At 74.8% G+C, this 24,747-nt stretch carries 26 protein-coding genes; 13 read left to right on the top strand and 13 right to left on the bottom strand.

The features are described 5' to 3' along the window. Positions 1 to 163: 163 nt before the first annotated feature. Positions 164 to 1,039 carry a mechanosensitive ion channel family protein gene (locus tag FHX75_RS09945; RefSeq protein WP_154938308.1) on the top strand — a complete coding sequence of 292 codons (876 nt, stop codon included), beginning with the start codon at positions 164 to 166 and terminating at the stop codon, positions 1,037 to 1,039. A 69-nt stretch (positions 1,040 to 1,108) separates the two neighbouring features. On the opposite strand, the gene FHX75_RS09940 is transcribed toward FHX75_RS09945, so the two are convergent. Next, entirely contained in the window at positions 1,109 to 1,477 is a 369-nt protein-coding gene (locus FHX75_RS09940; protein ID WP_154938306.1) for a DUF6401 family natural product biosynthesis protein, read from the bottom strand. 165 nt (positions 1,478 to 1,642) lie between these two features. On the opposite strand from FHX75_RS09940, the gene FHX75_RS09935 reads away from it, so the two are divergent. Further along, complete coding sequence (locus tag FHX75_RS09935) at positions 1,643 to 2,104, top strand: hypothetical protein (RefSeq protein WP_154938304.1); 462 nt, start codon at positions 1,643 to 1,645, stop codon at positions 2,102 to 2,104. 28 nt (positions 2,105 to 2,132) lie between these two features. Here the strand turns inward: FHX75_RS09935 and FHX75_RS09930 are convergent, their stop codons facing one another. Further along, a complete protein-coding gene (locus FHX75_RS09930) occupies positions 2,133 to 2,345 on the bottom strand; it encodes a hypothetical protein (protein WP_154938302.1) in 213 nt (70 codons plus the stop codon). A gap of 162 nt (positions 2,346 to 2,507) precedes the next feature. Here FHX75_RS09930 and FHX75_RS09925 point away from each other — a divergent pair, with 162 nt between their 5' ends. Next, entirely contained in the window at positions 2,508 to 3,695 is a 1,188-nt protein-coding gene (locus tag FHX75_RS09925) for an MFS transporter (RefSeq protein ID WP_154938300.1), read from the top strand. A 60-nt stretch (positions 3,696 to 3,755) separates the two neighbouring features. Here FHX75_RS09925 and FHX75_RS09920 read toward each other — a convergent pair whose 3' ends face one another. The 4 genes from FHX75_RS09920 to FHX75_RS09905 all read right to left on the bottom strand — a co-directional run bounded on the left by FHX75_RS09920 (position 3,756) and on the right by FHX75_RS09905 (position 6,104). Next, a complete protein-coding gene (locus FHX75_RS09920; protein WP_154938298.1) occupies positions 3,756 to 4,016 on the bottom strand; it encodes a hypothetical protein in 261 nt (86 codons plus the stop codon). A 115-nt stretch (positions 4,017 to 4,131) separates the two neighbouring features. Beyond that, entirely contained in the window at positions 4,132 to 4,593 is a 462-nt protein-coding gene (locus FHX75_RS09915; protein ID WP_154938296.1) for an SRPBCC family protein, read from the bottom strand. Positions 4,594 to 4,645: 52 nt separating this feature from the next. Continuing rightward, entirely contained in the window at positions 4,646 to 5,062 is a 417-nt protein-coding gene (locus tag FHX75_RS09910) for a DUF2795 domain-containing protein (RefSeq protein WP_154938983.1), read from the bottom strand. A gap of 58 nt (positions 5,063 to 5,120) precedes the next feature. Then, on the bottom strand, positions 5,121 to 6,104 hold the full coding sequence (locus FHX75_RS09905) for a YihY/virulence factor BrkB family protein (RefSeq protein ID WP_154938294.1): 984 nt from the start codon (positions 6,102 to 6,104) through the stop codon (positions 5,121 to 5,123). Positions 6,105 to 6,251: 147 nt separating this feature from the next. On the opposite strand from FHX75_RS09905, the gene FHX75_RS09900 reads away from it, so the two are divergent. Beyond that, on the top strand, positions 6,252 to 6,674 hold the full coding sequence (locus FHX75_RS09900; protein ID WP_154938292.1) for a ChaB family protein: 423 nt from the start codon (positions 6,252 to 6,254) through the stop codon (positions 6,672 to 6,674). A 60-nt stretch (positions 6,675 to 6,734) separates the two neighbouring features. On the opposite strand, the gene FHX75_RS09895 is transcribed toward FHX75_RS09900, so the two are convergent. After that, positions 6,735 to 8,168, bottom strand: coding sequence for an aldehyde dehydrogenase family protein (locus FHX75_RS09895; RefSeq protein ID WP_154938290.1), 1,434 nt, complete (start codon positions 8,166 to 8,168; stop codon positions 6,735 to 6,737). Positions 8,169 to 8,240: 72 nt separating this feature from the next. Between FHX75_RS09895 and FHX75_RS09890 the strand changes: the two genes are divergently transcribed. Then, a complete protein-coding gene (locus FHX75_RS09890) occupies positions 8,241 to 9,845 on the top strand; it encodes a phytoene desaturase family protein (protein ID WP_154938288.1) in 1,605 nt (534 codons plus the stop codon). 133 nt (positions 9,846 to 9,978) lie between these two features. On the opposite strand, the gene FHX75_RS09885 is transcribed toward FHX75_RS09890, so the two are convergent. Together FHX75_RS09885 and FHX75_RS09880 are read right to left on the bottom strand one after the other, a co-directional pair. Further along, entirely contained in the window at positions 9,979 to 10,746 is a 768-nt protein-coding gene (locus FHX75_RS09885) for a polyprenol monophosphomannose synthase (protein WP_154938286.1), read from the bottom strand. A gap of 82 nt (positions 10,747 to 10,828) precedes the next feature. Further along, complete coding sequence (locus tag FHX75_RS09880) at positions 10,829 to 11,269, bottom strand: SRPBCC family protein (protein ID WP_342798324.1); 441 nt, start codon at positions 11,267 to 11,269, stop codon at positions 10,829 to 10,831. A gap of 208 nt (positions 11,270 to 11,477) precedes the next feature. Between FHX75_RS09880 and FHX75_RS09875 the strand changes: the two genes are divergently transcribed. From FHX75_RS09875 to FHX75_RS09840, 8 genes are read left to right on the top strand one after another with little or no spacing between them, the layout of a single operon-like run. Beyond that, positions 11,478 to 13,178 (top strand): HAD-IIIA family hydrolase, encoded by a 1,701-nt coding sequence (locus FHX75_RS09875; protein ID WP_246157896.1) that lies wholly within the window; start codon positions 11,478 to 11,480, stop codon positions 13,176 to 13,178. Further along, complete coding sequence (locus FHX75_RS09870) at positions 13,175 to 14,149, top strand: glycosyltransferase (RefSeq protein ID WP_154938282.1); 975 nt, start codon at positions 13,175 to 13,177, stop codon at positions 14,147 to 14,149. The genes FHX75_RS09875 and FHX75_RS09870 overlap by 4 nt, the downstream gene beginning before the upstream one ends. Next, entirely contained in the window at positions 14,134 to 15,351 is a 1,218-nt protein-coding gene (locus FHX75_RS09865; protein ID WP_154938280.1) for a glycosyltransferase, read from the top strand. The genes FHX75_RS09870 and FHX75_RS09865 overlap by 16 nt, the downstream gene beginning before the upstream one ends. Beyond that, on the top strand, positions 15,351 to 16,043 hold the full coding sequence (locus FHX75_RS09860) for a D-sedoheptulose-7-phosphate isomerase (RefSeq protein ID WP_154938278.1): 693 nt from the start codon (positions 15,351 to 15,353) through the stop codon (positions 16,041 to 16,043). Before FHX75_RS09865 ends, FHX75_RS09860 begins: the two co-directional genes overlap by 1 nt. 11 nt (positions 16,044 to 16,054) lie before the next feature. Then, positions 16,055 to 17,551 (top strand): PfkB family carbohydrate kinase, encoded by a 1,497-nt coding sequence (locus FHX75_RS09855; RefSeq protein WP_154938276.1) that lies wholly within the window; start codon positions 16,055 to 16,057, stop codon positions 17,549 to 17,551. Continuing rightward, positions 17,548 to 18,246: an SDR family oxidoreductase gene (locus FHX75_RS09850; protein WP_154938274.1), complete on the top strand. Its 699-nt coding sequence runs from the start codon at positions 17,548 to 17,550 to the stop codon at positions 18,244 to 18,246. Before FHX75_RS09855 ends, FHX75_RS09850 begins: the two co-directional genes overlap by 4 nt. Continuing rightward, the gene (locus FHX75_RS09845; RefSeq protein WP_154938272.1) at positions 18,243 to 19,184 is read left to right on the top strand and encodes a glycosyltransferase family 9 protein; all 942 of its coding nucleotides are present in this window, start codon (positions 18,243 to 18,245) and stop codon (positions 19,182 to 19,184) included. Before FHX75_RS09850 ends, FHX75_RS09845 begins: the two co-directional genes overlap by 4 nt. Next, positions 19,168 to 20,151: a DNA topoisomerase IB gene (locus FHX75_RS09840; RefSeq protein WP_154938270.1), complete on the top strand. Its 984-nt coding sequence runs from the start codon at positions 19,168 to 19,170 to the stop codon at positions 20,149 to 20,151. Before FHX75_RS09845 ends, FHX75_RS09840 begins: the two co-directional genes overlap by 17 nt. Before the next feature lie 184 nt (positions 20,152 to 20,335). On the opposite strand, the gene FHX75_RS09835 is transcribed toward FHX75_RS09840, so the two are convergent. The 4 genes from FHX75_RS09835 to FHX75_RS09820 all read right to left on the bottom strand — a co-directional run bounded on the left by FHX75_RS09835 (position 20,336) and on the right by FHX75_RS09820 (position 24,725). After that, a complete protein-coding gene (locus FHX75_RS09835) occupies positions 20,336 to 21,385 on the bottom strand; it encodes an AraC-like ligand-binding domain-containing protein (RefSeq protein ID WP_246157817.1) in 1,050 nt (349 codons plus the stop codon). Positions 21,386 to 21,494: 109 nt separating this feature from the next. Then, on the bottom strand, positions 21,495 to 21,998 hold the full coding sequence (locus FHX75_RS09830; RefSeq protein ID WP_154938268.1) for a hypothetical protein: 504 nt from the start codon (positions 21,996 to 21,998) through the stop codon (positions 21,495 to 21,497). Positions 21,999 to 22,047: 49 nt separating this feature from the next. Further along, a complete protein-coding gene (locus tag FHX75_RS09825) occupies positions 22,048 to 23,679 on the bottom strand; it encodes a RecQ family ATP-dependent DNA helicase (protein ID WP_154938266.1) in 1,632 nt (543 codons plus the stop codon). Between the two features lie 95 nt (positions 23,680 to 23,774). Then, positions 23,775 to 24,725, bottom strand: coding sequence for a TIGR03557 family F420-dependent LLM class oxidoreductase (locus tag FHX75_RS09820; RefSeq protein ID WP_154938264.1), 951 nt, complete (start codon positions 24,723 to 24,725; stop codon positions 23,775 to 23,777). Positions 24,726 to 24,747 lie beyond the last annotated feature (22 nt).

Here is a 24,747-nt window from a genome sequence, read left to right as displayed (position 1 = left end):
ATCATGCCCCCCGACCGTGCCGAACGGTCCGGGCACGGTGATGTTAGGGCAGGTCAGGAGGTCTTTCGGGGGACATGTCGGGAAATTGATCCTGGGTGTCGCGGCGTGCACCCTGAGCGACCGGGTATCCGGCCGGCGCAGTCCATGCGACAGGAGGGACATCATGCCGGAAACCCTTGCGGTCAGGCAGGCCGACATCGGCGACGCCGTGGCCGACATGTGGAGGTCGGTGCTGCTCTTCATCCCGAGGGCGATCGCGTTCATCGCGATCCTCGTGGTGGGCTGGATCATCGCCCGAGCGGTACTCAAAATCGTGGACAAGGCACTGGAACGGGTGGGGTTCGACCGGGCGGTCGAACGGGGTGGCATCAAACGGGCATTGGAACGCACGAAGTACGACGCGAGTGACATCCTGGCGAAGCTCGCGTACTACGCGGTCCTGCTGTTCACCCTGCAGTTCGCCTTCGGGGTGTGGGGACCCAACGCGATCAGTGACCTGATCCGGGGCGTCGTGGCCTGGCTGCCGCGCGCGTTCGTGGCGATCGTCATCGTGGTCGTGGCGGCCGCGATCGCCAACGCCGTCCGGGACCTGGTCACCGGCGCGCTGGGCGGCCTCTCGTACGGCCGGATCCTCGGCGACCTGGTGGCGGTCTTCATCCTGGCGCTCGGCATCATCGCCGCGCTGAACCAGGTGGGCGTCGCCACCACGGTGACCACGCCGGTGCTGATCGCGGTGCTCGCCACGGTGGCCGGCATCCTGATCGTCGGCGTCGGCGGTGGTCTGGTGAAGCCGATGCAGAGCCGCTGGGACCGCTGGCTGGACCGGATGGCCGAGGAGTCGCGGGCGATCCAGGTGCACCGCCAGGCCCAGACGGCCGGGCGGGGCGACATGAACCGGCAGATGGCCGACCGGGGCGGCGAGCGCGTTGCGCCCATGGCGTCCGCCGAGGAGGCCAGGGCGGCGGCCGGGAGCCGGGGGACGTACCAGTCCGGCAACGTGGGCGAGGAGACCCAGCAGTTCCGCCGTCCGGGGACCTGAGTCGGAGGCGTACCGGGTGGAGGGGGTCCGTGCGTGGCGCGGACGCCCCTCCGTCGTGTGCCGGTGGGGTCAGGCCGCTTCGAGGTGACGCGGGTCGAGCGTGCGGGCCAGCGCGCAGACCGCCAGCAGGCGGATGCGCAGCCAGTCCGGCTCGGTCCAGTCGACCGTGCCGGTGGGCAGGCTCAGGCCGTGCTCCAGTGCGGCCGCCCGCAGCCCGTCGGCGTACCCGACCAGCGCCGCCGGGGTCAGTGGGCGCCGGTCGCCGTCGAGGCTGTCGCGTACCGCGGCCGCGTGCTGGTCGACCATCGCGAGCAGGCCGGGGTTGGCGGCCGCCGCGGCGAGGCCGGAGACGCCGACCGAGGCGCAGAGCAGGGCGAGGGCGGACCTCGCCGCGCTCGCGGCGGTCCGGGTCGCGACCTGGGAGTACGGCAGACGCATGGGGACCGAGGTTAGTCACCCGGCGGCCCGGGCGGCCTCGGCCGCTCGGCCGGTCCCGGGTCCTCTTCCGGTCGGCCGCCCTCCTCCGCCGGGATTGACCCGGCGGAGGGTGGGCAGAAGGAGAACCGCGCGCGAACGGGCGCAGCCGGCACCTTGGGGGGACGGATGGGACAGCACGACGACGGCCCGGACCGGCAGCACCGCCGGCCGGACGGGGTGACCGACGAGACGGTGGCCGCGCTGGGCAAGCTCAGCGAGGCGCTGGAGGCGGTGGAATGGGCGCGCGGGCACCTCTACTCGCTGCACCAGTTGATCGGGCACGCCGACCTGATGCTCGACGACGCGGTCGCGCAGTTGCGGGCCGCCGGCCACGAGGACCTCGCGGAGCGGGTCCGCACCGAGCTGCTCGGCCGCAACGTGATCGCCGGTCGGTGGACGTTCCAGATCGTCGAGGACTTCGACGACAACTACTACGCGGTCTTCCGCGAGCTGGACCGCGCCGCCCGGGACCAACTGGTGGACGGCCGCCGCCACCTCTACGAGGCGGAGATGAAGGAGCGGCGGCGGACCCGGGGCCGACCCGGGCACGAGGCCCGCCCCGCCGAGCCCGGCTCATCCCGGGACTGACGCGGCGGGGCCGCCCGTCAGGTGGGTGTCAGTCGGCCGACGGCGCGTCGGCCGGCCGGCGACGGCTGGTGTCGTCGGCGATGATGACGGTCGCCACCATGAGCGCGACGCAGAGGCTGAACAGCCAGGAGTCGTCGGCGACCAGCTTGGCCGAGACCGGGGCCTGGAGCGCGGCGAGCAGGAAGCCGAGCCAGGCCAGACGCCGCTGACGTGGGGTGAGGATGCCGGAGCCCTGTTGCATCCCGAAAGTCTGACGCGGCACCCCCCGGTTGCCGTCAACCGATCGGCCGATTCTGGATGGGCTGTCCGCATTCCTGCCCGTCCGGGCGTTGCTTTTTGCCGGTTCGGGGGAAGTCGTTGCCGGCTGGAAGTGTTCTCGGCGGGTACGGCAGGATGGCCCCCCGTGTCCGTCACCCCGCCCCGCGCCTCCCTGCTCCTGCTCGCCTACCTCGCCTTCGTCAGCCTCGGCCTGCCCGACGGGCTGATCGGGGTCGGCTGGCCGTCGATCCGCGCGGACCTCGGCGTACCGACGGAGGCGGTCGGGCTGGTGCTCACCGCGGGCACGGTCGGGTATCTGACCTCCAGCGTGCTCGCCGGCTTCACCCTCGCCCGACTCGGCGTCGGTCGGCTGCTGGCCGGCAGCACGGTGCTGGCCAGCCTCGCGCTCACCGGGTACGCCTCGACGCCGGAGCTGGCCCTGATGATCGGCTGCGCGCTGGTTCTCGGGCTCGGCTCGGGCGCCGTCGACTCCGGGCTCAACGCGTACGCGGCCGGGGCGTTCGGGCCCCGGCACATGACCTGGATGCACGCCTGCTTCGGCCTCGGGGTGGCGCTCGGCCCGCTGATCATGACCGGCGCGCTCGGCGCCGGGCTGAGCTGGCGCTGGGGCTACGGGCTCGTCGCCGCGGCGCAGCTCGCCCTGGCCACCGCCTTCGCGCTGACCGTACGGGCCTGGCGGGGGCGGCCGGCGAACCCGGCCGTACCCGTCGTGACCGGCACCGCGCCGGTGCCGGTACGCGAGACGCTGCGGCTGCCGGCGGTCTGGCTGGGCGCGCTCGCCTTCATGCTCTACGTGGCGATCGAGATCAGCGCCGGACTCTGGGCGTTCCTGCTGCTCACCGAGGGGCGCGGCCTGTCGGCGACCACCGCCGGCCTCTGCGTCTCCGGCTACTGGGGGAGCCTCTTCGTGGGGCGGGTCGTCCAGGGCGTGGTCGCCGAGCGCCTCGGCGTCGGTCGGGTGCTGCGGGGCAGCCTGCTCGGCATGACAGCCGGCGCCCTGCTGATCGCGCTGCCCGCGCCGGCCTGGGTGGCGGTGGCCGGCCTGGTCCTGGTGGGCTTCGCCGCCGCGCCGGTCTACCCGCTGCTCACCCTCGCCACCCCGGAGCGGGTCGGCGCGGCGCACGCGGACCGCGCCATCGGCGTCCAGATCGGGACCGCCGGGCTCGGCTCGGCGCTGATCCCCGGCGGGCTCGGCGTGCTGTTCGGCCACACCTCGGTGGCGTTGCTGGGGCCGGCGCTGACCGTGCTGGCGGTGCTGCTGCTGCTCCTGCACGCCATGGCCGGGCGCCGGTCGGTGGCCGTCACCGGCTGAGGCGACCGGGCCGTGGGACGGGCCGGCCCCGGGCGGGTCCCGCCCGGGGCGTCTCGCGCATCAGACGTCGGGGCCGGTCCGGCCGGTGGTGGAGGGGCGGTACGCCCGCTCCGAGTCGGTCATCTCCCGCCGCTCGGCCTGCGGCCCGGCGCCCCGGTCCACCGCCTCGGGGCCGTGCCCGAAGGCGGCCTCCCCACCGGCGTCGTTGCCCGTGACGTCGTCGGCCTGTCCGTCGATGGTCGACCGGGCGATCGCCCGGTCCAGTTCCCCCAGCGGGGTCTTCTGCTCGTCCCGCCACACCCTGTCGTCGTTCTCCGTCATCCCCCTGGCGTACCCGGGGCGGATGATCGCAAACGGCCGGCGGGCGGGCCCGGACGCGGCGATGGCCGCCGGATCCACCGGCGGCCATCGGATGTGTGAGTTCCGGGGGGAACGGTCACGGCTGCGGGCGGTCCACCTTGCCCCGCCAGGCGCCGGTCTCCTGACCGCGGCGCTCGATGAACTGCTTGAACCGCTCCAGGTCGCCCTTGGCGCGCCGGTCCACCACACCCAGCTTGTCGCCGGCCTTCTCCACCACGCCGTGCGGCTCGAAGTCCATCTGCAGGGTGACCCGCGTCCTGCCCTCGTCGAGCCGGTGGAAGGTGACCACGCCGGCCTGCTGGGTGCCGCCGGTCGACTTCCAGGCCACCCGCTCGTCGGGGAGCTGCTCGGTGATCTCGGCGTCGAACTCCCGCTTGACCCCGGCGATCTCGACGGTCCAGTGGGTCATCGTGTCCGTCAGCTGCCGGACCTCCTGCACCCCCTCCATGAAGTGGGGGAACTCCTCGAACTGGGTCCACTGGTCGTACGCGGTGCGGATCGGGACGGAGACGTCCACGTGCTCGGTAACGCCGCTCATGAAGATTCCTCCTTCGGCCGCCGGTGTTCGTCCGGATCGTGGGCCGATCCGGTCACCAGCGGGTCGTCTCGTTCTTGTGGCCGAGGGCGGCCCACACCTCGGAAACGGTGCGGTACCGCGTACCGTCGGGCAGCCGCTCCAGCTCCTCGATGAGGTCGGCGGGCGCCTGGTTCTCGCGGGCGTTGGCGATCAGCTTCTCGCGGTCGCCCGGCAGGGCCGTCATCGTGATGAACCGCCCGAGCCGGCTGCGGTCCTCGACGTCCCGAGAGCTCATGCCCTTCGGGGCGCCGCTTCGCAGCTCACCCGCCGGTGCCGTGGTGGCACCCGGCTGGTCCTCGCCGGCCGGCTCGGGCTCGCGGAACTCCTCGGCGCGCGAGCCCCCGGTGCCCGGGCCCTGGACCAGGCCGGCGACCTCCTGGCTCATCTGCTCGTCGAGCCTCGGTCCGTGCTTGCTGCTGCCACGTTCCAGTTCCATGCTGTGGTGCTACCCCTGGCGGCCCCCGGGAAACGCCGAACCCGGCACGCGGTCACGAATCGGCGGGGGCCTTCGGGGGCAGGACCGGCTCGCCCGGATCCTCCGCCCCGGCCTGGAGCACCCGGCCCCGTTGCAGCTCGGCGTTGATCTGCACGCCGAACATCAGCGCGCAGTTGGACAGGTAGAGCCAGACCAGGAAGGCGATGACCGCGCCCAGGCTGCCGTACGTCACGTCGTAGGAGCCGAAGTTCGCGACGTACAGGCCGAAACCGGCGGAGGCGACGATCCAGGAGAGCAGGGCCACCGCCCCGCCCGGGGTCAGCCAGCGGAACCTCGGCTGCTGGACGTTCGGGGCGATCCAGAACAGCAGGGACAGCAGCGTCATCATCACCAGCGCCAGCACCGGCCACTTGGCCACGCTCCACACCGTGCGGGCCAACCCACCGGCGCCCAGCAGGTCGCCCACCGCGTCGGTCACCGGCCCGCTGACGATCAGGCCGAGGGCCACCACGGCGAGCAGGACCAGCGACACGGCCGCCAGGCCGATCTGCATCGGGCGTAACCGGTAGAACGGCCGCCCCTCCTCGACGCCGTAGATCGCGTTGGAGGCCCGGGTGAACGCGCCGATGAACCCGGACGCCGACCAGAGCGCGCCGAGCAGACCGAAGCTGAGCAGCACCTTCGCCCCGCTCTGCTGGTCGACCACGGTGCGCACCACCGACACGAAACCGTCGTTGGCGACCACCGAGCCGGCGCCGATGTCGCGGGCCAGCTCCAGCACCGTGTCGACGGTGCGCTCGCCGTCGGAGACCAGGCCGACGAGGGCGACCACCACCACGGTGGAGGGGAACAGCGCGAGTACGCCGTAGTAGGTCAGCGCCGCCGCCCAGTCCGCGCAGTTGTCCCTGACGAAGTTGCGCCCGCTGCGCACCAGCGCCCCGCGCCAGGTGGACCAGCTCAGCTGGCGTACCCGGCGGGGGACCCGCAGGCCGTCCCGGCCACCGGCGACCGCGGTCGGCTCCGTCGTCGCTGCCATCTCCCGCTCCCGTCCCCGCCGGCGCACCCGGCACCCGCTGGCCCCGCCGGTACCCGGTGCCGGAAATCGACAAACCCGGCGGACGAGTTTGCCGATGAGGGCCCGGGGAACCGTCCATACGCAGACATCGACGCGGAGGAGGACGAGATGCCCGGGCGCGAGGTACTGCCCAGCACGCTGCGGCGCTCCCCGAAGAAGGCGCAGCGCACCTGGGAGAAGACGCACGACTCGGCGGTGGAGACGTACGGCGAGGGCGAGCGGTCGCACCGCACCGCGTTCGCTGCGGTCAAGCACGAGTTCGAGAAGGTCGGCGACCACTGGGAGCCGAAGGGACGCAAGGGACCCAGCGACCGCCAGGCGCAGGGTGGCGGACCGGCCCGACGGGCTCCCACGGCGGGCGGCGTGGACGCCAACGCCAAGAAGGACCACCTGCTGGAGGTGGCCAGGAAGCTGGACGTACCCGGCCGGTCCCGGATGACCAAGCCGGAACTGGTCAAGGCGATCGAGAAGGCCAACGACCGGCAGACCGCGAAGGCCCGCGAGAGGTCCAAGGCCCGCAGCGGTCGCTGAGCCGGGGGTACGACGCACGGGAGCCCGGGACCGCACGGTCCCGGGCTCCCGCGTTCCCGCTCACCAGTGGCCGCCGCCCGGGGCCTCCAGGTGCACCGTCTTCACCGTGCTGAACTCGTCGAGCAGCTCCGGGCCGTACCCGAAGCCCTGGCCGCTGCCGCGACGCGGCTGCGCGGCGCCGCCCGGCGCCCCGCCGAACACCGCGTTCACCTTGACGGTGCCCACCGGCAGCTCCCGCCAGGCCCGCTGCGCGTGGCTCATCGAGGCGGTGAGCACCGTGCCGGCCAGCCCGTACGGGGAGTCGGCGGCGCACCGCAACGCCTCGCTGAACGAGTCCACCACCACCACGGGCGCCACCGGCCCGAACGTCTCCTCGCGGACCAGCGTCATCTCGTGCCGGCAATCGGCGACCACCGTCGCCGGGTAGAACGCCCCCGGCCCCTCCGGCAGCACACCCCCGGTGCGCAGCGTCGCCCCCTCGGCCACCGCCGCGGTCACCTGGCCGTGCACGTGGTCACGGTGCCGCCGGTCCACCAGCGGGCCCAGCTCGGTCTCCGGGTCCCGGCCCGGTCCGACCCGCAGTGCTTCCGCCCGCTCGACCAGCGCGTCGACGAAGTCCTCCGCCACGTCCCGGTGCACGTAGATCCGCTCGACGGCGACGCAGATCTGGCCGGCGTTGGCGAACGAGCCGATCGCCGCCTGCCCGGCCGCCCAGACCGGGTCCAGCCCGGCGTCGACGATCAGCGGGTCGCTGCCGCCGTTCTCCAGCAGCGCCTTCGCGCCCGTCCGGGCGCAGGCCGCCGCGATGGCCCGGCCGGTGGCGGTGGAGCCGACGTGGGCCACCACGTCCACCTCCTGCGCGGCCAGCGCCGCGCCCACCTCGGCACCGCCGGTCAGCAGGGACAGCACCCCGGCCGGCAGCGCGCCGTCGAGGATCCGGGCCAGCAGCCAGCCGGTGGCCGGGGTCCGCTCGCTCGGCTTGTACAGCACCACGTTGCCGGTCACCAGGGCCGCGCCGAGCAGCCCGCAGGAGACCGCCACCGGGTCGTTCCACGGGGTGATCGCGGCGACCACCCCGCGCGGCTCCGGCGCCATGAAGTCGATGGCGTGCGCGCCGCCGTGCAGCGTCCGCCCGCCCCGCACCGGGCCCAACTCGGCGTACTGTCGCAGCGTGCCGATGCCCGCCTCCACGCCGCCCCGGGCGTCGGCGAGTGGCTTGCCCATCTCCGCCGTCGTCGCCTCGGCCAGTTCGTCCGCCGCCGCGGCCAGCGCGTCCGCGGCCCGGTGCAGTGCCGCCGCTCTGTCCGCCGGGGCCGTCGCCGCCCACTCCGCCGCCGCGCCCCGGGCCGCCTCGACCGCCTTGGCCACCTCGTCCGCCGTCGCCACCGGTACGGTGCTGACCGGCGTGCCGTCGGCGGGATCGTGCACGACCAGTTCACCGCCCGCGCCGCCCGCGCCCCACACTCCACCGATGAGCTGTTCAACCCTGTACATGCGGCAGTGGATGCCCCGGTCCCGGCAAGGCAAACGCGTTTCGCCCGGTTGCTGGCCGGGTAGGCGGATCGGATGACCGGGACCGGCATCGAGACCGCTGACGCCGTCGTCATCGGCGCCGGACACAACGGACTGGTCGCCGCCAACCTGCTCGCCGACGCCGGTTGGGACGTGCTGGTCCTGGAGGCCACCGGCGCCCCCGGCGGGGCGGTCCGGTCCGCCGAGGTGACCGCCCCCGGCTACCTGAGCGACCTCTACAGCTCCTTCTACCCCCTCGGATACGCCTCGCCGGTGCTGCGCGGGCTCCGCCTCGACACGTACGGGCTGGCCTGGACGCACGCGCCCGACGTGCTGGCGCACGTGCTGCCCGACGGCCGGGCGGCGGTGCTCAACCGCGACCCCGACCGCAGCGCCGGGTCGATGGAGACGTTCGCGCCCGGCGACGGGCAGCGCTGGCTCGACACCTACGACGACTGGCGGGCGATCTCCCGTCCCCTGGTGAACGCGCTGTTCACCCCCTTCCCGCCGGTCCGCGACGGGCTGGAGCTGCTGGGCCGGCTGCGCACCGCCGGGGCGCTGCGGCTGGCCCGTCGGCTGGTGCTGCCGAGCCGGCAGTTCGGCCGCGAGGTGTTCCGGGGCGAGGGCGCGGCCGCGCTGATGGCCAGTTGCGCCCTGCACACCGACCTGTCGCCCGACGACGCCGGCTCGGGCATCTATGGCTGGCTGCTCGCCATGCTCGGTCAGGACGTCGGCTGGCCGGTGCCGGTGGGCGGCGCGCAGCGGATCACCGACGCGCTGGTGGCGCGGCTGATCGCCAAGGGCGGCCGGATCACCTACTCCGCCCGGGTGGACCGGGTGCTCATCGCCCGGGGCCGGGCGATGGGCGTACGGACCGAGGGCGGCGCCACCTGGCGGGCCCGTCGGGCGGTGCTGGCCGACGTGCCGGCGCCGGCGCTCTACCTGGACCTGGTCGGCGCGGCCTGGCTGCCGCCGAGGCTGGTCGAGGACCTCGACCACTTCCGCTGGGACGGGTCGACGGTCAAGGTCGACTGGGCGCTGGACGGGCCGATGCCGTGGACCAACCCCCAGGTCGCCGGGGCGGGCACCGTGCACCTGGCGACGGACGTCGACGGGCTCACCCGCTACGCGGCGGACCTGGCCTGCGGGCAACTGCCGGAGGACCCGTTCCTGCTGGTCGGCCAGATGACCACCGCCGACGCGAGCCGGTCACCGGCCGGCACGGAGTCGCTCTGGTCGTACACCCACCTGCCGTTCCGGCGGAACTGGCGGGCCGAGGACGTGGCCGCGCACGTGGACCGGATGGAGGCGGTGCTGGAGCGGCACGCCCCCGGCTTCAAGGGGCTCGTCCGGGGCCGCTTCGTGGCCGGCCCCGCCGACCTGGAGGAGCGCAACCCGAGCCTGGTCGGCGGCGCGGTGGGTGGCGGCACGGCCGCCGTGTACCAGCAGCTCTTCCTGCGCCCGGTGCCCGGCCTGGGTCGGCCGGACACCCCGGTCGACCGGCTCTACCTGGCCAGCGCCTCGGCGAACCCGGGCGGCGGGGTGCACGGCGCCCCGGGCGCGAACGCTGCGCAGGCGGCGCTGAGCCGCAACCGTGCCCTCACCGGCGGCCTGTACGCCCGGGCGATCGGCGCCGCCCACCGCGCGGTCTACCGCTGACCCGGCGCGGCTTCCCCTGCCGGAGACAAGCGACCTGCCCGAGCGGCATTCTCATGCCTCTCGGACAGGTCGCTCACGACGGTGTCCGCCGCACCCGTCACGCCACGTGACGGTCCGGGTGCGGACGGGTGGGTCAGCGCTCCAGGTTGCGGTGCCGGGTCCGCAGCTTGAACGGCATCAGCGCGCTCTCCACCTTGGTGGCGGTGGTCATCTTCGAGGCGCCGTCGCGGCGCTCCTCGAAGCGGATCGGCACCTCCAGGATGGTGTGCCCCAGCTTGGTGGCGAGGTAGTGCATCTCCACCTGGAAGCTGTAGCCGTTGGACTGCACCCGCTCCAGGCCGATGTCGCGCAGCGCGTCCGCCCGCCAGATCTTGAAGCCGGCGGTGAGGTCACGGATCCGCACCCGCAGCAGGGTGTGCACGTAGAGGTTCGCCCAGCCGCTGAGCGCGCGGCGGTACAGCGGCCAGTTCTCGTCCAGCTCGCCACCGGGCACGTACCGGGAGCCGATCACCACGCCGGCCTGGGTGGAGAGCAGCGCGCCGAGCATGCCTGGCAGCGCCTCCGGCGGGTGGGACAGGTCGGCGTCCATCTGCGCCACGTAGTCGGCGCCGCCGTCGAGCGCCCGGCCGATCCCGTCGACGTACGCCCGGCCCAGGCCCTCCTTGCCGGCCCGGTGCACGACCTGGATCCGGTCGGGGTGCTCGATGGCCAGCTTGTCGGCCACCTCGCCGGTGCCGTCCGGGGAGTTGTCGTCCGCCACCAGCACCTTGAGGCCGGGCAGCGGCAGGGCGAGGAGCCGCTCGACCAGCACCGGGAGGTTGCCCGCCTCGTTGTAGGTGGGGACCACGACGGTCAGGCGTGCTTCCCGCCACGGCGAGGGCAGCTCCACGGGTTCGATCATGACGGACATCCTCTGGTTGCCGACGGTTTTCCCCCAAAGGGTAGCCAGTGCCCCGTCGGGCCCCGTCGAGGCTCCCCGCCCCTCAGCTCTCCGCGGCCTCGTCCGCCTTCTGACGGGTGGCGATGTCGGAGAGCCGCCGCAGGGTCTCCTTGTTGCGCTGGTGCAGGACCAGGTCGTTGAGCTTGTTGCGGATCCAGCGCAGCGGCCCGGCGGCGAAGTCCTCGCCGATCCGCACCCGGGTGGCGTCGGCGCCGACCGGTTCCAGGGTGAACACCACGATCGCCTCACCAGCCGGCCAGAGCCCGGCCTTGATGACCATCTTGTGCGGCGGCTCGCAGGCCAGCACGGTCGACGAGTCGTGCAACGAGAGCGGCCACGGCCCGGCCTTGTGGTGCAGTTGGCTGCCCACCCGCGGCCAGGTGTCGTCGACGTCCCGCACGTGCACGGTCCCGACCACCCAGTCGCTGTACGTCCACCCGTCCGCCAGCACGTCGAACACCTGCTGCGGGGGAGCGTCGATCACTTTCTCCACAATCGCCACCGGCGTCCAGTACCCCGGCGGCGACCGGGGCTAACCGACGGGTCGGAGCGGGCGTTAGCTTCTCCGGGGCGACGGGTAAGGCCCGGTCGGCGACCGCTGCGCGGCCGGGACGGCGACGAGCCGTACCGCCGGGTAGATGATGTTTACTCCCCGGGGCTCCGGGAACCCGCCGCCCGTGCGACGGGACCAGATGGAGCCGGATCAGCGCAGGTCAGGCCGGGTCGACCCGGCCGTCGACCGGGCCGTGATCCGGCCGGTCCTGTTCGACGCGGTGCTGCTGGACCGGGACGGCACCCTGGTCGAGGACGTGCCGTACAACGGTGACCCGGAGAAGGTGCGGCCGATGCCGGGCGCGCGGGCGGCGCTGGACCGGCTGCGCGCTGCCGGCCTGCGCCTCGGCGTGGTGACCAACCAGTCCGGGCTGGCCAAGGGGATGTTCACCGCCGCGCAGATGCGGGCGGTGCACGCCCGGATCGAGGCACTGCTCGGCCCGTTCGACACCTGGCAGGTCTGCCCGCACGACGACGGCGACGGCTGCTCCTGCCGCAAACCCGCCCCCGGCCTGGTCCACCGGGCCGCGGCCGCGCTGGGCACCACGCCCGCCCGGTGCGTGCTGGTCGGTGACATCGGCCGGGACATGACCGCCGCGCTCGCCGCCGGCGCCACCGGCCTGCTGGTCCCCACCCCGGTCACCCGGCCCGAGGAGGTGGCCGCCGCCCCGCACGTCGCCCGCGACCTGCCGGCGGCCATCGAGGAGATCCTACGGCGGCAGGCCGCGCTGCGCCCGAGCGCGCCCCGCCGGTCCGGCACCGTGCTGGTCGTCCGCAGCGACTCCGCCGGCGACGTGCTGGTCACCGGCCCGGCCGTCCGCGCCGTCGCCGCCGGCGCCGACCGGGTCGTCCTGCTGCACGGGCCACGCGGTCGGCACGCCGCCGCCCTGCTGCCCGGCGTCGACGAACTCGTCGAATGGCCGCTGCCCTGGATCGACGGCGACCCCGCCCCGGTCGACCCGGACGACATCCGCCGGCTCACCGACCGCCTCGCCGGGGTGCGCGCCGACGAGGCGGTGGTCTTCACCTCCTTCCACCAGTCACCGCTGCCGCTCGCGCTGCTGCTGCGGATGGCCGGCGTGCCCCGGGTCAGCGCGATCAGCGACGACTACCCGGGCGCGCTGCTGGACGTCCGGCACCGGGTCCCCGACGGGCTGCCCGAGCCCGAGCGGGCGCTCTCGCTGGCCGCGGCCGCCGGCTTCCCGCTCCCGGCCGCCGACGACCCGGCGCTGCGCGTCCGCACCGACGGCCTGCCGCCCGCGCCGGCCCGCGTCGGCCGCCCCGGCTACGTGGTGCTGCACCCCGGCTCGGCGGTGCCGACCCGGGCCTGCCCGCCCGAGCTGGCCGCCCGGATCGTCCGGGTGCTCACCGCGGCCGGCCACCGGGTGGCGGTCACCGGCGGCCCGGACGAGACGGAGCTGACCGCCCGGGTGGCCGGCGACACCGGCGTCGACCTGGGCGGGTGGACCGGTCTGGCGGATCTCGCCGCCGTGCTGGCCGACGCCGGCGCGCTGGTGGTCGGCAACACCGGCCCGGCGCACCTGGCCGCCGCGCTGGGCGTACCGGTGGTGAGCCTCTTCGCCCCCACCGTCCCGTTCGGACAGTGGGGGCCGTACCGGGTGCCGGCGGTGCGCCTCGGCGACGCCGCCGCGCCCTGCCGGGACACCCGGGCCACCCGCTGCCCGGTGCCCGGCCACCCCTGCCTGTCCACCGTCGAGCCGGACCACGTCCTGGCGGCGGTACGCCTGCTCGGGGTACCCGCCGACGCGCCCCCGCCGGGCGCGGCGCCGGCCACCGTCGGCATCGATCCGGTGATCGCCGGCGGCGGGAGCGCCCGATGAACATCCTGGTGTGGCACGTGCACGGCTCCTGGACCACCTCGTTCGTGCACGGCAAGCACCGCTACCTGGTGCCGGTCACCCCCGACCGCGGCCCGTACGGGCTGGGCCGGGCCCGCACCTATTCCTGGCCGGACAGCGCCGTGGAGGTCACGCCGCAGCAGCTGCGCCGGGAGGAGGTCGACGTGGTGCTGCTGCAACGGCCCGAGGAGATGGACCTGGCCTGCGACTGGCTGGGCCGGCGGGCCGGCCGGGACCTGCCGGCGATCTACGTCGAGCACAACACCCCGAAGGGCGACGTGCCCAACACCCGCCACCCGATGGCCGACCGGGACGACCTGCTGCTCACCCACGTCACCCACTTCAACGAGCTGTTCTGGGACAACGGCGGCACCCGCACCGCCGTGGTCGAGCACGGGGTGGTCCCGCCGGCGGTGCAGTGGACCGGGGAGCTGGACCGGCTCGCCGTCGTCATCAACGAGCCGGTACGCCGCTGGCGCGTCACCGGCACCGACCTGCTGTCCCGCTTCGCCGAGATCGCCCCGCTGGACGTGTTCGGGATGAAGGTCGCCGGGCTCGCCGAGCACCTCGGCCTTCCCGCCGACCGGCTGGCCAGCCACGACGACGTGCCGCAGCACCGGATGCACGCCGAGCTGGCGCGGCGGCGGGCGTACCTGCACCTGTGCCGGTGGACGTCGCTGGGGCTAAGCCTGATCGAGGCCATGACGATGGGCATGCCGGTCGTCGCGCTGGCCACCACCGAGGCCGTCGAGGCCGTGCCGCCCGGGGCCGGCGCCCTCTCCACCCGGGTGGACGCGCTGCTGGAGGTCGCGGGGCGGTTCGTCACGCAACCCGACGAGGCCCGCCGCGCCGGCGCCGAGGCGCGCACCGCCGCCCGGGCCCGCTACGGCCTGGACCGTTTCCTCGCCGACTGGGACCGCCTGCTGGAGGAGGAAGTATGCGCATCGCGATGATCTCCGAGCACGCCAGCCCGCTCGCCATCCTGGGCGGTGAGGATGCCGGTGGGCAGAACACCCACGTCGCGGAGCTCTCCGCCGCGCTGGCGGCCGCCGGGCACGACGTCCGGGTCTACACCCGACGCGACGCGGTCGACCTGCCGGTCACCGTCCGCGCCCCGGACGGGTACGACGTGGTGCACGTGCCGGCCGGCCCGGCCGAGCCGTTGGCCAAGGACGCGCTGCTGCCGCACATGAAGGAGTTCAGCGGCTGGCTGGTGGAACGGTGGCGCGGCGGCGACTGGGTGCCCGAGGTGATCCACGCGCACTTCTGGATGAGCGGGCTCGCCGCGCTGGCCGCCAGCCGGCAGACCGGGGTGCCGGTGGTGCAGACGTACCACGCGCTCGGCACGGTCAAGCGGCGCTACCAGGGCGTGCAGGACACCAGCCCGGCGCGGCGGATCGCGTACGAGCGGGAGCTGGGCCGCGCGGTCGACCGGGTGGTCGCGCAGTGCCAGGACGAGGTGGGCGAGCTGGTCCGCCTCGGCGTCCCGCGCTCGCGGATGACCGTCGTGCCGTCCGGGGTCAACCTCGCCAGCTTCGCCCCGCTCGGCCCGGCCGCCGAGCGGGAGCCCGACCGGCCCCGGATCCTCACCGTCGGGCGGCTGGTGGAACGCAAGGGCTTCCAGACGGTGATCCGGGCGATGGCCCTGGTGCCCGACGCCGAGTGCGTGGTGGTGGGCGGCCCGCCGGCCGGCCTGCTGGAGACCGACCCGTACGCCCGCCGGCTGCGCGCCCTCGCCACCACCTGCGGGGTGGCCGACCGGGTCAGGCTGGTCGGCGCGGTGCCCCGGGAGGAGATGGGGCGCTGGTACCGCTCCGCCGACGTGCTGGTCGCCGCCCCCTGGTACGAGCCGTTCGGGCTCACCCCGCTGGAGGCGATGGCCTGCGGCGTGCCCGTCGTCGGCACCGCCGTGGGCGGGATCAAGGACACCGTGGTCGACGGGGTGACCGGGGACCTGGTCCCGGCCCGGGACCCGCAGGCCCTGGGCACGGCGATCCAGCGGCTGCTCGACGACCGGATCCGCCGCTTCGGGTACGCCACCGCGGCGCTGCAACGGGCCCGGCGCAGCTACTCCTGGTCGACCACCGCCGAGCGGCTGGCCGAGCTGTACGGCGAGGTGGCCGCCGTGCGCCGGCCGACCCGGGTGGTCGCCTGATGACCACGGCCACCGACGGGCTGTTGGACGCGCACCTCACCCTGCTGGCCGAGGCGCTGCTGCCGTTCCGGTCCTCGGAGCAGCAGCTCGCCCGCTGGGGCACCGAGCTGGCCGCCACGCTGGCCGGCGGGGGCCGGCTGCTGGTCGCCGGCAACGGCGGCAGCGCGGCCGAGGCCCAGCACCTCACCGCCGAGCTGGTCGGCAAGCTCCGCGACGACCGGCAGCCGCTGTCGGCGATCGCGCTGCACGCGGAGACCTCCGCGATGACCGCGATCGGCAACGACTACGGCTACGACGAGGTCTTCGCCCGCCAGGTCCGCGCGCACGGCCGGGAGAACGACATCCTGCTGCTGATGTCCACCAGCGGGGCCAGCGCCAACCTGCTGGCCGCCGCCCGCGCCGGCCGGGAGGTCGGGCTGCGCTGCTGGGCGTTCACCGGCCCGGCACCCAACCCGCTCGCCGACGCCTGCCACGAGACGCTCGCCATCGCCTCGCCGGAGAGCCAGGTGGTGCAGGAGCTGCACCTGGTCTCCACCCACGTGCTCTGCGAGTACGTCGACCGGGCCCTGCCGGCCGCGCTGGCGGTGGCCGGGACGGCCGGCCAGGCCCCCGTCGAGCGGCCCACCGCGCCGGTGCGCACCGGCGTCGAGGTGGTGCTCGACGGCGGCGACCGGCGGGTCGAGGCGGGATGAGGAGGCCGGCCGTGCGGGGACCCCTGGTGGTCATCGGCGACACCCTGCTGGACCGCGACGTCGAGGGCGTGGTGAACCGGCTCTGCCCGGACTCACCGGTACCCGTGCTCGACGAGACGACGTACGCCGACCGCCCCGGCGGCGCCGGCCTGGCCGCGGTCTTCGCCGCCGCCCAGGGCGCCGGCGAGGTGGCGCTGGTGACGGCGCTCGCCGACGACGCCGGCGGCGCCCGGCTCAGCTGCCTGCTCAGCGCCGCCGGCGTGCAGGTGTACGCGCTGCCGCTGCCCGGCGCCACCGCCGAGAAGATCCGGCTGCGGGCCCGCGGCCGGGTGCTGCTGCGCCACGACCGGGGTGGGTCGGCCGCCGACCCCGGGCCGCCCAGCGAGGCGGTGCTCCGGCTGATCGCCGAGGCGTCCGCCGTGCTGGTCAGCGACTACGGCCGGGGCGTCGCCCGGCAGCCCGCGCTGCGCGCGGCGCTCGCCGCGACCCGCGCGCCGGTGGTCTGGGACCCGCACCCGCGCGGACCGGCGGCGGTGCCCGGGGTCACCCTGGCCACCCCGAACGAGGCGGAGGTGCGCGACCTGACCGAGGTCCCGCCGGGCTCGTCCCGGCTGGCCACCGCCTCCCGGGGCGCGCAGGGGCTGCGCGAGCGGTGGCGGGCCGGCGCGGTGGCGGTGACGCTCGGCGGCGACGGCGCGCTGCTCTGTCACGCCGGCGCCACCCCGCTGGTGGTCGCCGCCCCGGTGAACGCCGAGGGGGACACCTGCGGGGCCGGGGACCGGTTCGCCTCGGCGGCCAGCCTCGCGCTGGCCCGGGGCGCGCTGGTCTCCGAGGCGGTGCAGGAGGCGGTGGCGGAGGCGTCGGCGTACGTGGCCGGCGGGGGAGTGGCGGCCGCGCTGCCGCCCGAGGTCCGCGCCGCCGCGCCGGTGCCACTGGGCGGCGGCGGGGAGCGGATCGGGGCCGCCGCGGCCGGTGCGGTGGTGGCCGAGGTACGCGCCGCCGGCGGCACCGTGGTCGCCACCGGCGGCTGCTTCGACCTGCTGCACGCCGGGCACGTGGCGACCCTGCAGGCCGCCCGGCAGCTCGGCGACTGCCTGATCGTCTGCCTCAACTCCGACGCCAGCGTCGCCGGGCTGAAGGGGCCGCAGCGCCCGGTCGTGCCGCAGGGCGACCGCAGCCGGCTGCTCGCGGCGCTGAGCTGCGTCGACGCGGTGCTGGTCTTCGACGAGTCCACCCCGGACGCGGTGCTGAGCTGGCTGCGCCCGGACATCTGGGTCAAGGGCGGCGACTACGCCACCGGCGGCGGCGACCCGGCGAGCCTGCCGGAGGCCGAGGCGCTGCGCCGCTGGGGCGGGCACTCGGTGGTGGTGCCGTACCTGGACGGACGTTCCACCACCGACATGATCGCGGCGGCCCGCGGCGAGCGCCCCGGGGCGTACCGCGCCGCACCCACCGGCGCCGTCAGGGCCGCCGGTGCGCAGCGTCCGACGGCGGAGGGAGCGCGATGAGCAGTGCACCGGGTGCCGGCCCGACCGTCCTGGTCACCGGCGGATCGAGCGGGCTCGGCGCGGCGGTGGTCACCGCGGTGGCCCGGGCCGGCGGGCGGCCGCTGGTGCTGGACCGGCAGCGCCCCGGTGACGGGGTGCCCTGGGTCGAGTGCGACCTGGCCGACACCCGCGCCGCCGAGGAGGCCACCCGGCAGTTGGCCGAGCGCTCCGGCGGCCTCGACGCGGTGGTCACCGCCGCCGGCACCGATGTGCCCGGCAAGCTCGCCGACGTGCCCCGGGAGACCTGGGAGCGGATCGTCGCGGTCGACCTGCTCGCCACGGTGGCGGTGGTCCGCGCGGCGCTGCCGTACCTGGAGGCGTCGCGGGGCGGGATCGTCACGGTGGCGTCCACCCTCGGGGTGAAGGCGGTCAGCGACGCCACCGCGTACTGCGCGGCGAAGTTCGGGGTGGTCGGCTTCACCCGGGCGCTCGCCGCCGAGCTCGCCGGCCGGGTGAACGTGACGCTGCTGATCCCCGGCGGGATGCGCACGGCCTTCTTCGACGCGCGTGATCCGCAGTACCGGCCCGGCCCGGAGGCCAAGCTCAACGACCCGGCCGACACCGCCGCCGCGGTGATGTTCGCCCTCTCCCAGCCGCCCGGCTGCGCGGTCCGCGAGATGGTGGTCTGCGCCGAGCAGGAGACCTCGTACCCGTGATCCTCGTGCTCCGCGCCCTCGGCGTGGGCGACCTGGCCACGGCCGTACCGGCGCTGCGCGCCCTGCGGGTCGCGTACCCCGACCGGGAGCTGGCGCTGGCGGCGCCGGCCTGGCTCGGGCCGCTGGTCGACCTGGTCGGCGGCGTCGACCGGCTGCTGCCCACCGACGGCCTGGGCTCCCCGCCGTGGCCGTCCCCGCCGGTCGCGGCCAACCTGCACGGGCGCGGGCCCGACTCGCACCGGATGCTGGCCGGCGCGGGCCGGCTGCTGGCGTTCCGCTGCCCCGAGGCCGGCCACCCGGACGGCCCGCGGTGGCGCGCCGGGGAGCACGAGGTGCACCGCTGGTGCCGCCTGCTGGCCTGGTACGGCATCCCCGCCGACCCCGGCGACCTCGCCCTGCGCCGGCCGGCGGCGGACCGGACGCCGACCGGGGTCACCGTCGTCCACCCGGGCAGCAAGATTCCCGAGAAGCGCTGGCCGGCGGCGCGCTTCGCCGCGCTGGCCCGGACCCTCGCCGAGCGCGGCCACCGGGTGGTGGTGACCGGCTCGGCCGACGAGCGGGAGCTGGCGCGTCGGGTGGCCGCCGGGGCGGGTCTGCCCGACCCCGCCGTCCTGGCCGGCCGGACCGACCTGGGTGAGCTGGCCGCGCTGGTCGCCCACGCCCGACTGGTGGTCAGCGGCGACACCGGGGTCGGCCACCTCGCCACCGCCTACGCCACCCCGTCCGTGCTGCTCTTCGGCCCGGTCCCGCCGGCCGAGTGGGGTCCGCCGCCGGACCGGCCCCGGCATCGGGTGCTGTGGAGCGGCGCGCGGGATTGGCCCGGCCGGCCCGGGGTAGGAAGCCACCCGACGTTGGCGGCCCTGTCCGTGGACCGGGTGCTGGCCGCGGTGGAAGAGGCCGAAGAGGCGGTGCGGGTCTCCGGTGCGATTGCGGCGTAGTGATCCGGGCCGGGCGGGGTACGGGCGCCGCCGGGCCGGCAAGGGCTGGGTGTTCCTCGACCCCCGGGGCGAGCCGGTCCGCGACCCCGGGGAACTGTCCCGACTGCGCGAGCTGGTCATCCCGCCCGCCTGGCAGGACGTCTGGATCTCGCTGTACCCGAACGGGCACATCCAGGCGACCGGCGTCGACGCGGCCGGCCGCAAGCAGTACCTCTACCACCCGGAGTGGCGGCGCAAGCGCGACGAGGCGAAGTTCGACCACGTGCTGGAGGTCGCCCACCGGTTGCCGGTGCTGCGCGCGCGGATCGCGGACGACCTGGGCCGGCGGGGCCTGAACCGGGACCGGGTGCTGGCGACCGTCGCCCGGCTGCTGGACATGGGGATGTTCCGGGTCGGCAACGACCAGTACGCGGTCGGCGAGGACGCCACCTTCGGGGTCTCCACCCTGCGCCCCGAGCATGCCCGCTCCCGGGGCGGGTGCGTGGTCTTCGAGTTCCCCGCCAAGGGCGGCATCGAGCAGGTCCGCCGGATCGAGGACGAGGAGCTGTGCCAGGTGCTGACCAACCTGCGCCGGCGGCGGCGGGCGGAGGACCGCCTCTTCGGCTACTGGGACGGGCAGCAGTGGCGCGACGTGCGCAGTGACGAGGTCAACGAGTACCTGCGCGACGCCAGCGGCGGCGAGATGACGGCCAAGGACTTCCGCACCTGGCACGCGACGGTGCTCGCGGCGACGGAGCTGGCCACCGTGGGCGTGCAGCGGTCCGCCACCGCCCGGAAGAAGGCGGTCGCCGGGGTGATGAAGGAGGTCGCCGAGCTGCTGGGCAACACCCCCACGGTGGCCCGGACGTCCTACGTGGACCCGCGGGTGGTCGACCTCTACCACGACGGGGTGGTGGCGCCGGTCCGGCCGGACACCCCGAAGCCGGAGGCCGAGCGGACGGTCCTGGAGTTGCTGGAGGAGGCCTGACCGGCCCCGTCGTCGGTCCTGGGGGGAAGAGCGACGGGGCCGGGGTCGGTGTGGCCGGCTGGCGGGCGGCGGCGGGCCGTCCGTGCGGTACCGGGGCGGCCGCCCGTGACAAGGAGGTCACGGGCGCCACCACGGTCCCCCGTTACCGGTGGCCGGCACGGGCCTGCCGACCGCCGATCCGGATTCAGTATGTCGACGTCGAGTTGACGACGGATGCCGCGTCGTTGACGATCCGTGCCTGTTCCCGCCGGGCCACGCGGTACCCCTGCGGGGTCTCCCCGTAGGCGGCGCGGAAGGCGCGACTGAAGACCGCCTTGTCACCGAAGCCCCAGCGGGTGGCGACGGCCTGGATCGCCCGGTGCGCCTGCGCCGGGTCGGCGAGGTCGCGGCGGCACCGGTCCAGGCGCAGGTCGCGCACGTACGACGCCACCGTGGTCTCCTCCGTCTCGAAGAGCCGGTGCAGGGTCCGGACGGAGACGTGGTGCGCGTGGGCGATCGACTGCGGGCTCAGCGTGACGTCGCCCAGGTGCCGCTGGATGTAGCCGCGCACCTGCGCGAGCAGCGCCCGACGGCGTACCTCCCGGGGCACCGCGTCCTCGGCGACCAGGTGCCGGCCGAGCATGGTGACGATCAGGTCGAGCGCGGTCGTGCCGAGCCGGTCGGCGTCCGCCGCGTGGTACTGCTCCGGATGACCGGCGATCTGCACGAGGTACTGGGCCAGCAGGGCGCCCACCCCCTCGGTGCCGGACATCCGGCCGGCGAGCAGGGGAGCCAGCCGGTCGGGGGGCAGCGGTAGCGCGCCGTACGGGATCAGGGCCACCACGGAGCTGGCGTGCTGTTGCCCGCCCTGGGCACCCTCGTGGCTGACCTGGTGGGGGCGCGACCCGTCGTAGAAGGTGAACTCGCTCGGCCCGATCACGCTCTGCCGGCCGGCCTGCCCGGACGCGCCGGTGCCGGTGGTGGTCAGGGCGAGCAGGAAGTAGTCCACCTCGGTCTGCCGGGCCAGCTTGGCGGTCCGTACGGCGTCCAGCGACGGGTAGCGGTAGTTCACCAACTGGATCGGGCCGAGGGGAATGATCTCGGCGCGGGCGGTGAAGTCGTCGGCGTGCGCGGACCGCATCCGCAGCGGCGCGGCGGTGCGGGCGACGAGGTCGAGCCACATGCCGAACCGCTCGCGCGGCGGCAGCGCCTCCGTGTCGATGACGTTCCGGTCCAGCATCTTTCCCGCCTCCATGATTCCGCGTGTGTCCGGCCCATTGTCGACGACGGCCCTGCCGGGGGAAGAGCGCGGAGACGACGGATCCGCGCGACCGGGTGGGCGCGCGGATCCGAGGCGGGGCCGATCAGTCGTTGAGCACGTGCGAAAGCCGGTCCCGGAAGCGCCGCTCCGAGTCGCTGACCTGGTCGCCACCGAGGCCGAGGAGGCCGCCGGTCGCGGCGGCGCCGACCACCTGCTCGGCGATCTCCACCAGCCAGAGCTTGTACGCCCCGGCCTCGCCCTCGTCCACCCGGGCGGCCAGCAGCGCCGACGCCTGGCCGGCCCGGGCCAGCACGTCGTCGATCAGAGCCTGCGGGTCCGCCGGCTCGATGACCGGCAGCTCCTCGCCGGCCTCCGGGTCGCCCACCCGGGACACGATCTCCCCGGCGACCGCCGCGACCAGCGGGTTGGCCGACTCGCGGCCGGCGGAGATGGTCTCCAGCCCGGCGGCGTTCTCCGCGCGGGTGCGCCGGCTGCCGTCGTGCTCCGCGGCGCTGGCCGCGGTCAGGACCGCCTGCGGCAGGCCGACCAGCAGCCCCCACTCCTCGTCGGAGAACCCGAACCCGGTGTACGCCGGCTGTTCGATCACGACTGAGCCCCTCTCGTTTCGTTGCGTCTGCGCCCGGTGTCCGGTCAGGCTAGTCCAGCGTCAGCAGGCCCTGCTCCGACACCACGGGCACGGAGAGCGTCTTGTAGCCGACCTCGTCGAAGAGCACCGTCATCCGGTCCTCCTCGTAGTTGAGCACCAGTCCCGCCCCCCACTCGGGGTGGCGGACCTGGCTGTGCACCGGGAACGGCCCGACCGCGCCGTCGTCGGCGGTGCTGGTGCCGGCGTGGCAGTTGTCGCAGTGCCCGCAGACCTCCGACATCTGCTCACCGAAGTACGCCAGCAGCGTCTGGCCCCGGCAGGCGGTGGTCTCGGCGAAGGCGCGCATCATGTCGGTGCGGGACCGGGTCACGGTCTGCTGCCGTTCCGCCTCGGCCAGGGCCGCCGCGGCGGCGTCGGCCGGTTTCGGGGAGTAGCGGGGTGCGCCGATCTTCTGCCGGGCCCGCGGCTCGGCGGCGCCGATCTGCTCCAGCAGCGACAGGTACTGGCCGAGCTTGCGCGGACCGAGTCCGGTCACCTCGCGCAACTCCTTCTTGGTCCGGGCCTCCGTGCGCAGCAGCGCGGCCAGGTCGCGCAGCTCGGTGGAGTCCGGCAGGCCGCCGCTGAAGTAGCGTTGCAGCCCGACGTCCTCGGCGCGCCAGAGCAGCAGCACCCGGGCCGGCGCGCCGTCCCGGCCGGCGCGGCCGATCTCCTGGAAGTAGCTGTCCGGCGAGTCGGGCAGCGCCATGTGCACCACCCAGGCGATGTTCGGCTTGTCGATGCCCATGCCGAACGCCGAGGTCGCCACCATGATCGGCACCTGGTCGGCGAGGAACGCCTCGTGCAGCTCGTGCCGGGCGCCGGTGGGCATCCCGCCGTGGTAGTACTGCGACGGGAAGCCGGCGTCGGTCAACCGCTGGGCCAGCTCCTCGGCGGCCCGCCGGGTCGGCACGTAGATGATGCCGGGGCGTTGGTCGTCGCGCAGCAGCGCCACCAGCCGCCGCCACCGGTAGTCGTCGGTGGGGCAGTGCGCGACCTCCACGAAGAGGTTGGGCCGGTCCAGCCCGGAGACCACCACCTCCGGGTCGCGCAGCCGCAGCCGGGCGATGATGTCGTCGCGCACCGGGGGTGAGGCGGTGGCGGTCAGGGCCACCACCGGCGGCCGGCCGATGCCCTCGATCAGGTGGCCCAGCGCCAGGTAGTCGGGGCGGAAGTCGTGACCCCAGGCCGAGATGCAGTGCGCCTCGTCGATTGCCACCAGCGCCGGCTTCAGTGCCCTGACCTCGGCCATCCGGTCGGGGTTGCTGAGCTGCTCCGGGGTGATGAAGAGGAACTCGGCCCGGCCGTCGCGGATCTCCTCGATCGCCTGGGCCTGCTGGGCCGGGGACTCGTCGGAGCTGATTCGTACCGCCCGCAGCTCGGGGCGCTGCCGTTCGTTGAGGGCGGCGATCTGGTCCTGCTGCAGCGCCAGCAGCGGGGAGATCACCACCGTCGGTCCGGGGATCAGGCTGGCCGGGATCTGGTAGATCGCCGACTTGCCGGCGCCGGTGGGCAGGACCACCAGGGCGTCGCGTCGCTTCATCACCGCGCGCATGGCGGCGAGTTGGTTGGGCCGCAGCGCGTTCCAGCCGAAGAGGCTCCGCGCCGCGCGGCGCAACGTCGTCGAGTGCATGGACAGCTTCATCGAGGGCCGGAGGTACCCGAGGAGATCAGCGCCGAAACCGTCGACGGCGGCCGATCGACCGGGAGAGGCGCCGAACCGGCCCGGGGTGCCCCGGGTCAGCGCAGGCGGGGCAGCACCTCGCGCTGGTAGAGGTCGAACAGGCCCTGGCTGTGCGGGCCGGTGTTGGCCACGTAGACCTCGTCGAAGCCGGCCTTGGCGTACTGGTCGATCATCTCCAGGTGCGCGTCGGCGCTGTTGCCGCAGACGAACGACTTCTTCATCATCTCCGGCTTGACCAGCTGGGCGGCCTGCTCGAAGTGGCGCGGGGAGGGCAGCACCTGGGACAGCTCGCCCGGCACCCCGGCGTTCGGCCACTTCTCGTACGCCAGCCGCGCGCCCTCCTCCTCGCTGTCGGCGTACGCCGCCTTGAAGCCGGCCTGGCAGGGCTTGTCGCCGCCGCCGCTCTCCCGGAACCGGCGGACCATGTCGGCGTCGGGCATGACGCTGACGTAGCCGTCGCCGATCCGGGCGGCCAGGTCGATGGCTTTGGGACCGAAGCCGGAGACGTAGACCGGTGGGGGAGCGTCGGGCAGCGTGTAGATCCGCGCGTGCTCGACGGTGTAGTGCTTGCCGTGGTGGTTGACGAACTCGCCACGCCACAGCTCGCGCATCACCTCGACCGCCTCCTCCAGCATCTCCAGCCGGACGTCGGTCTGCGGCCAGGCGTCGCCGAGGATGTGCTCGTTGAGCGCCTCGCCGGAGCCGACGCCGAGCACGAAGCGCCCGGAGTGCAGGACCGCGCTGGTGGCTGCGGCCTGGGCCAGCACCGCCGGGTGGATGCGGACGGTCGGGCAGGTCACCGCGGTGGTGACGGGCAGCGAGCAGACCTGGCTGAGCGCGCCGATGGTCGACCAGACGAAGGGGCTCTGCCCCTGCGCGTCCACCCACGGGTGGTAGTGGTCCGAGATCCACAGCGCCTCGAAGCCGGCCCGTTCGGCGCCGCGCGCCTGCTCCAGCAGCTCCGCCGGGGTGAACTCCTCACTGGACAGGAAGTAACCGATCTTCATCTTTCCCCCTCGCCGTCGCCCG

It is taken from the genome of Micromonospora palomenae (assembly GCF_007829925.1).
GTDB lineage: Bacteria > Actinomycetota > Actinomycetes > Mycobacteriales > Micromonosporaceae > Micromonospora > Micromonospora purpureochromogenes.
The sequence above is the reverse complement of the archived record's forward strand: the minus strand, read 5'-3'. Positions and strand labels throughout refer to the sequence as shown.

Coding starts and splice junctions, on each gene's coding strand:
- FHX75_RS09945 (WP_154938308.1), top strand. CDS start 164: ATGCCGGAAACCCTTGCGGTCAGGCAGGCCGACATCGGCGACGCCGTG.
- FHX75_RS09940 (WP_154938306.1), bottom strand. CDS start 1,477: ATGCGTCTGCCGTACTCCCAGGTCGCGACCCGGACCGCCGCGAGCGCG.
- FHX75_RS09935 (WP_154938304.1), top strand. CDS start 1,643: ATGGGACAGCACGACGACGGCCCGGACCGGCAGCACCGCCGGCCGGAC.
- FHX75_RS09930 (WP_154938302.1), bottom strand. CDS start 2,345: ATGCAACAGGGCTCCGGCATCCTCACCCCACGTCAGCGGCGTCTGGCC.
- FHX75_RS09920 (WP_154938298.1), bottom strand. CDS start 4,016: ATGACGGAGAACGACGACAGGGTGTGGCGGGACGAGCAGAAGACCCCG.
- FHX75_RS09915 (WP_154938296.1), bottom strand. CDS start 4,593: ATGAGCGGCGTTACCGAGCACGTGGACGTCTCCGTCCCGATCCGCACC.
- FHX75_RS09905 (WP_154938294.1), bottom strand. CDS start 6,104: ATGGCAGCGACGACGGAGCCGACCGCGGTCGCCGGTGGCCGGGACGGC.
- FHX75_RS09900 (WP_154938292.1), top strand. CDS start 6,252: ATGCCCGGGCGCGAGGTACTGCCCAGCACGCTGCGGCGCTCCCCGAAG.
- FHX75_RS09895 (WP_154938290.1), bottom strand. CDS start 8,168: ATGTACAGGGTTGAACAGCTCATCGGTGGAGTGTGGGGCGCGGGCGGC.
- FHX75_RS09890 (WP_154938288.1), top strand. CDS start 8,241: ATGACCGGGACCGGCATCGAGACCGCTGACGCCGTCGTCATCGGCGCC.
- FHX75_RS09885 (WP_154938286.1), bottom strand. CDS start 10,746: ATGATCGAACCCGTGGAGCTGCCCTCGCCGTGGCGGGAAGCACGCCTG.
- FHX75_RS09875 (WP_246157896.1), top strand. CDS start 11,478: ATGGAGCCGGATCAGCGCAGGTCAGGCCGGGTCGACCCGGCCGTCGAC.
- FHX75_RS09870 (WP_154938282.1), top strand. CDS start 13,175: ATGAACATCCTGGTGTGGCACGTGCACGGCTCCTGGACCACCTCGTTC.
- FHX75_RS09865 (WP_154938280.1), top strand. CDS start 14,134: ATGCGCATCGCGATGATCTCCGAGCACGCCAGCCCGCTCGCCATCCTG.
- FHX75_RS09860 (WP_154938278.1), top strand. CDS start 15,351: ATGACCACGGCCACCGACGGGCTGTTGGACGCGCACCTCACCCTGCTG.
- FHX75_RS09850 (WP_154938274.1), top strand. CDS start 17,548: ATGAGCAGTGCACCGGGTGCCGGCCCGACCGTCCTGGTCACCGGCGGA.
- FHX75_RS09835 (WP_246157817.1), bottom strand. CDS start 21,385: ATGGAGGCGGGAAAGATGCTGGACCGGAACGTCATCGACACGGAGGCG.
- FHX75_RS09825 (WP_154938266.1), bottom strand. CDS start 23,679: ATGAAGCTGTCCATGCACTCGACGACGTTGCGCCGCGCGGCGCGGAGC.
- FHX75_RS09820 (WP_154938264.1), bottom strand. CDS start 24,725: ATGAAGATCGGTTACTTCCTGTCCAGTGAGGAGTTCACCCCGGCGGAG.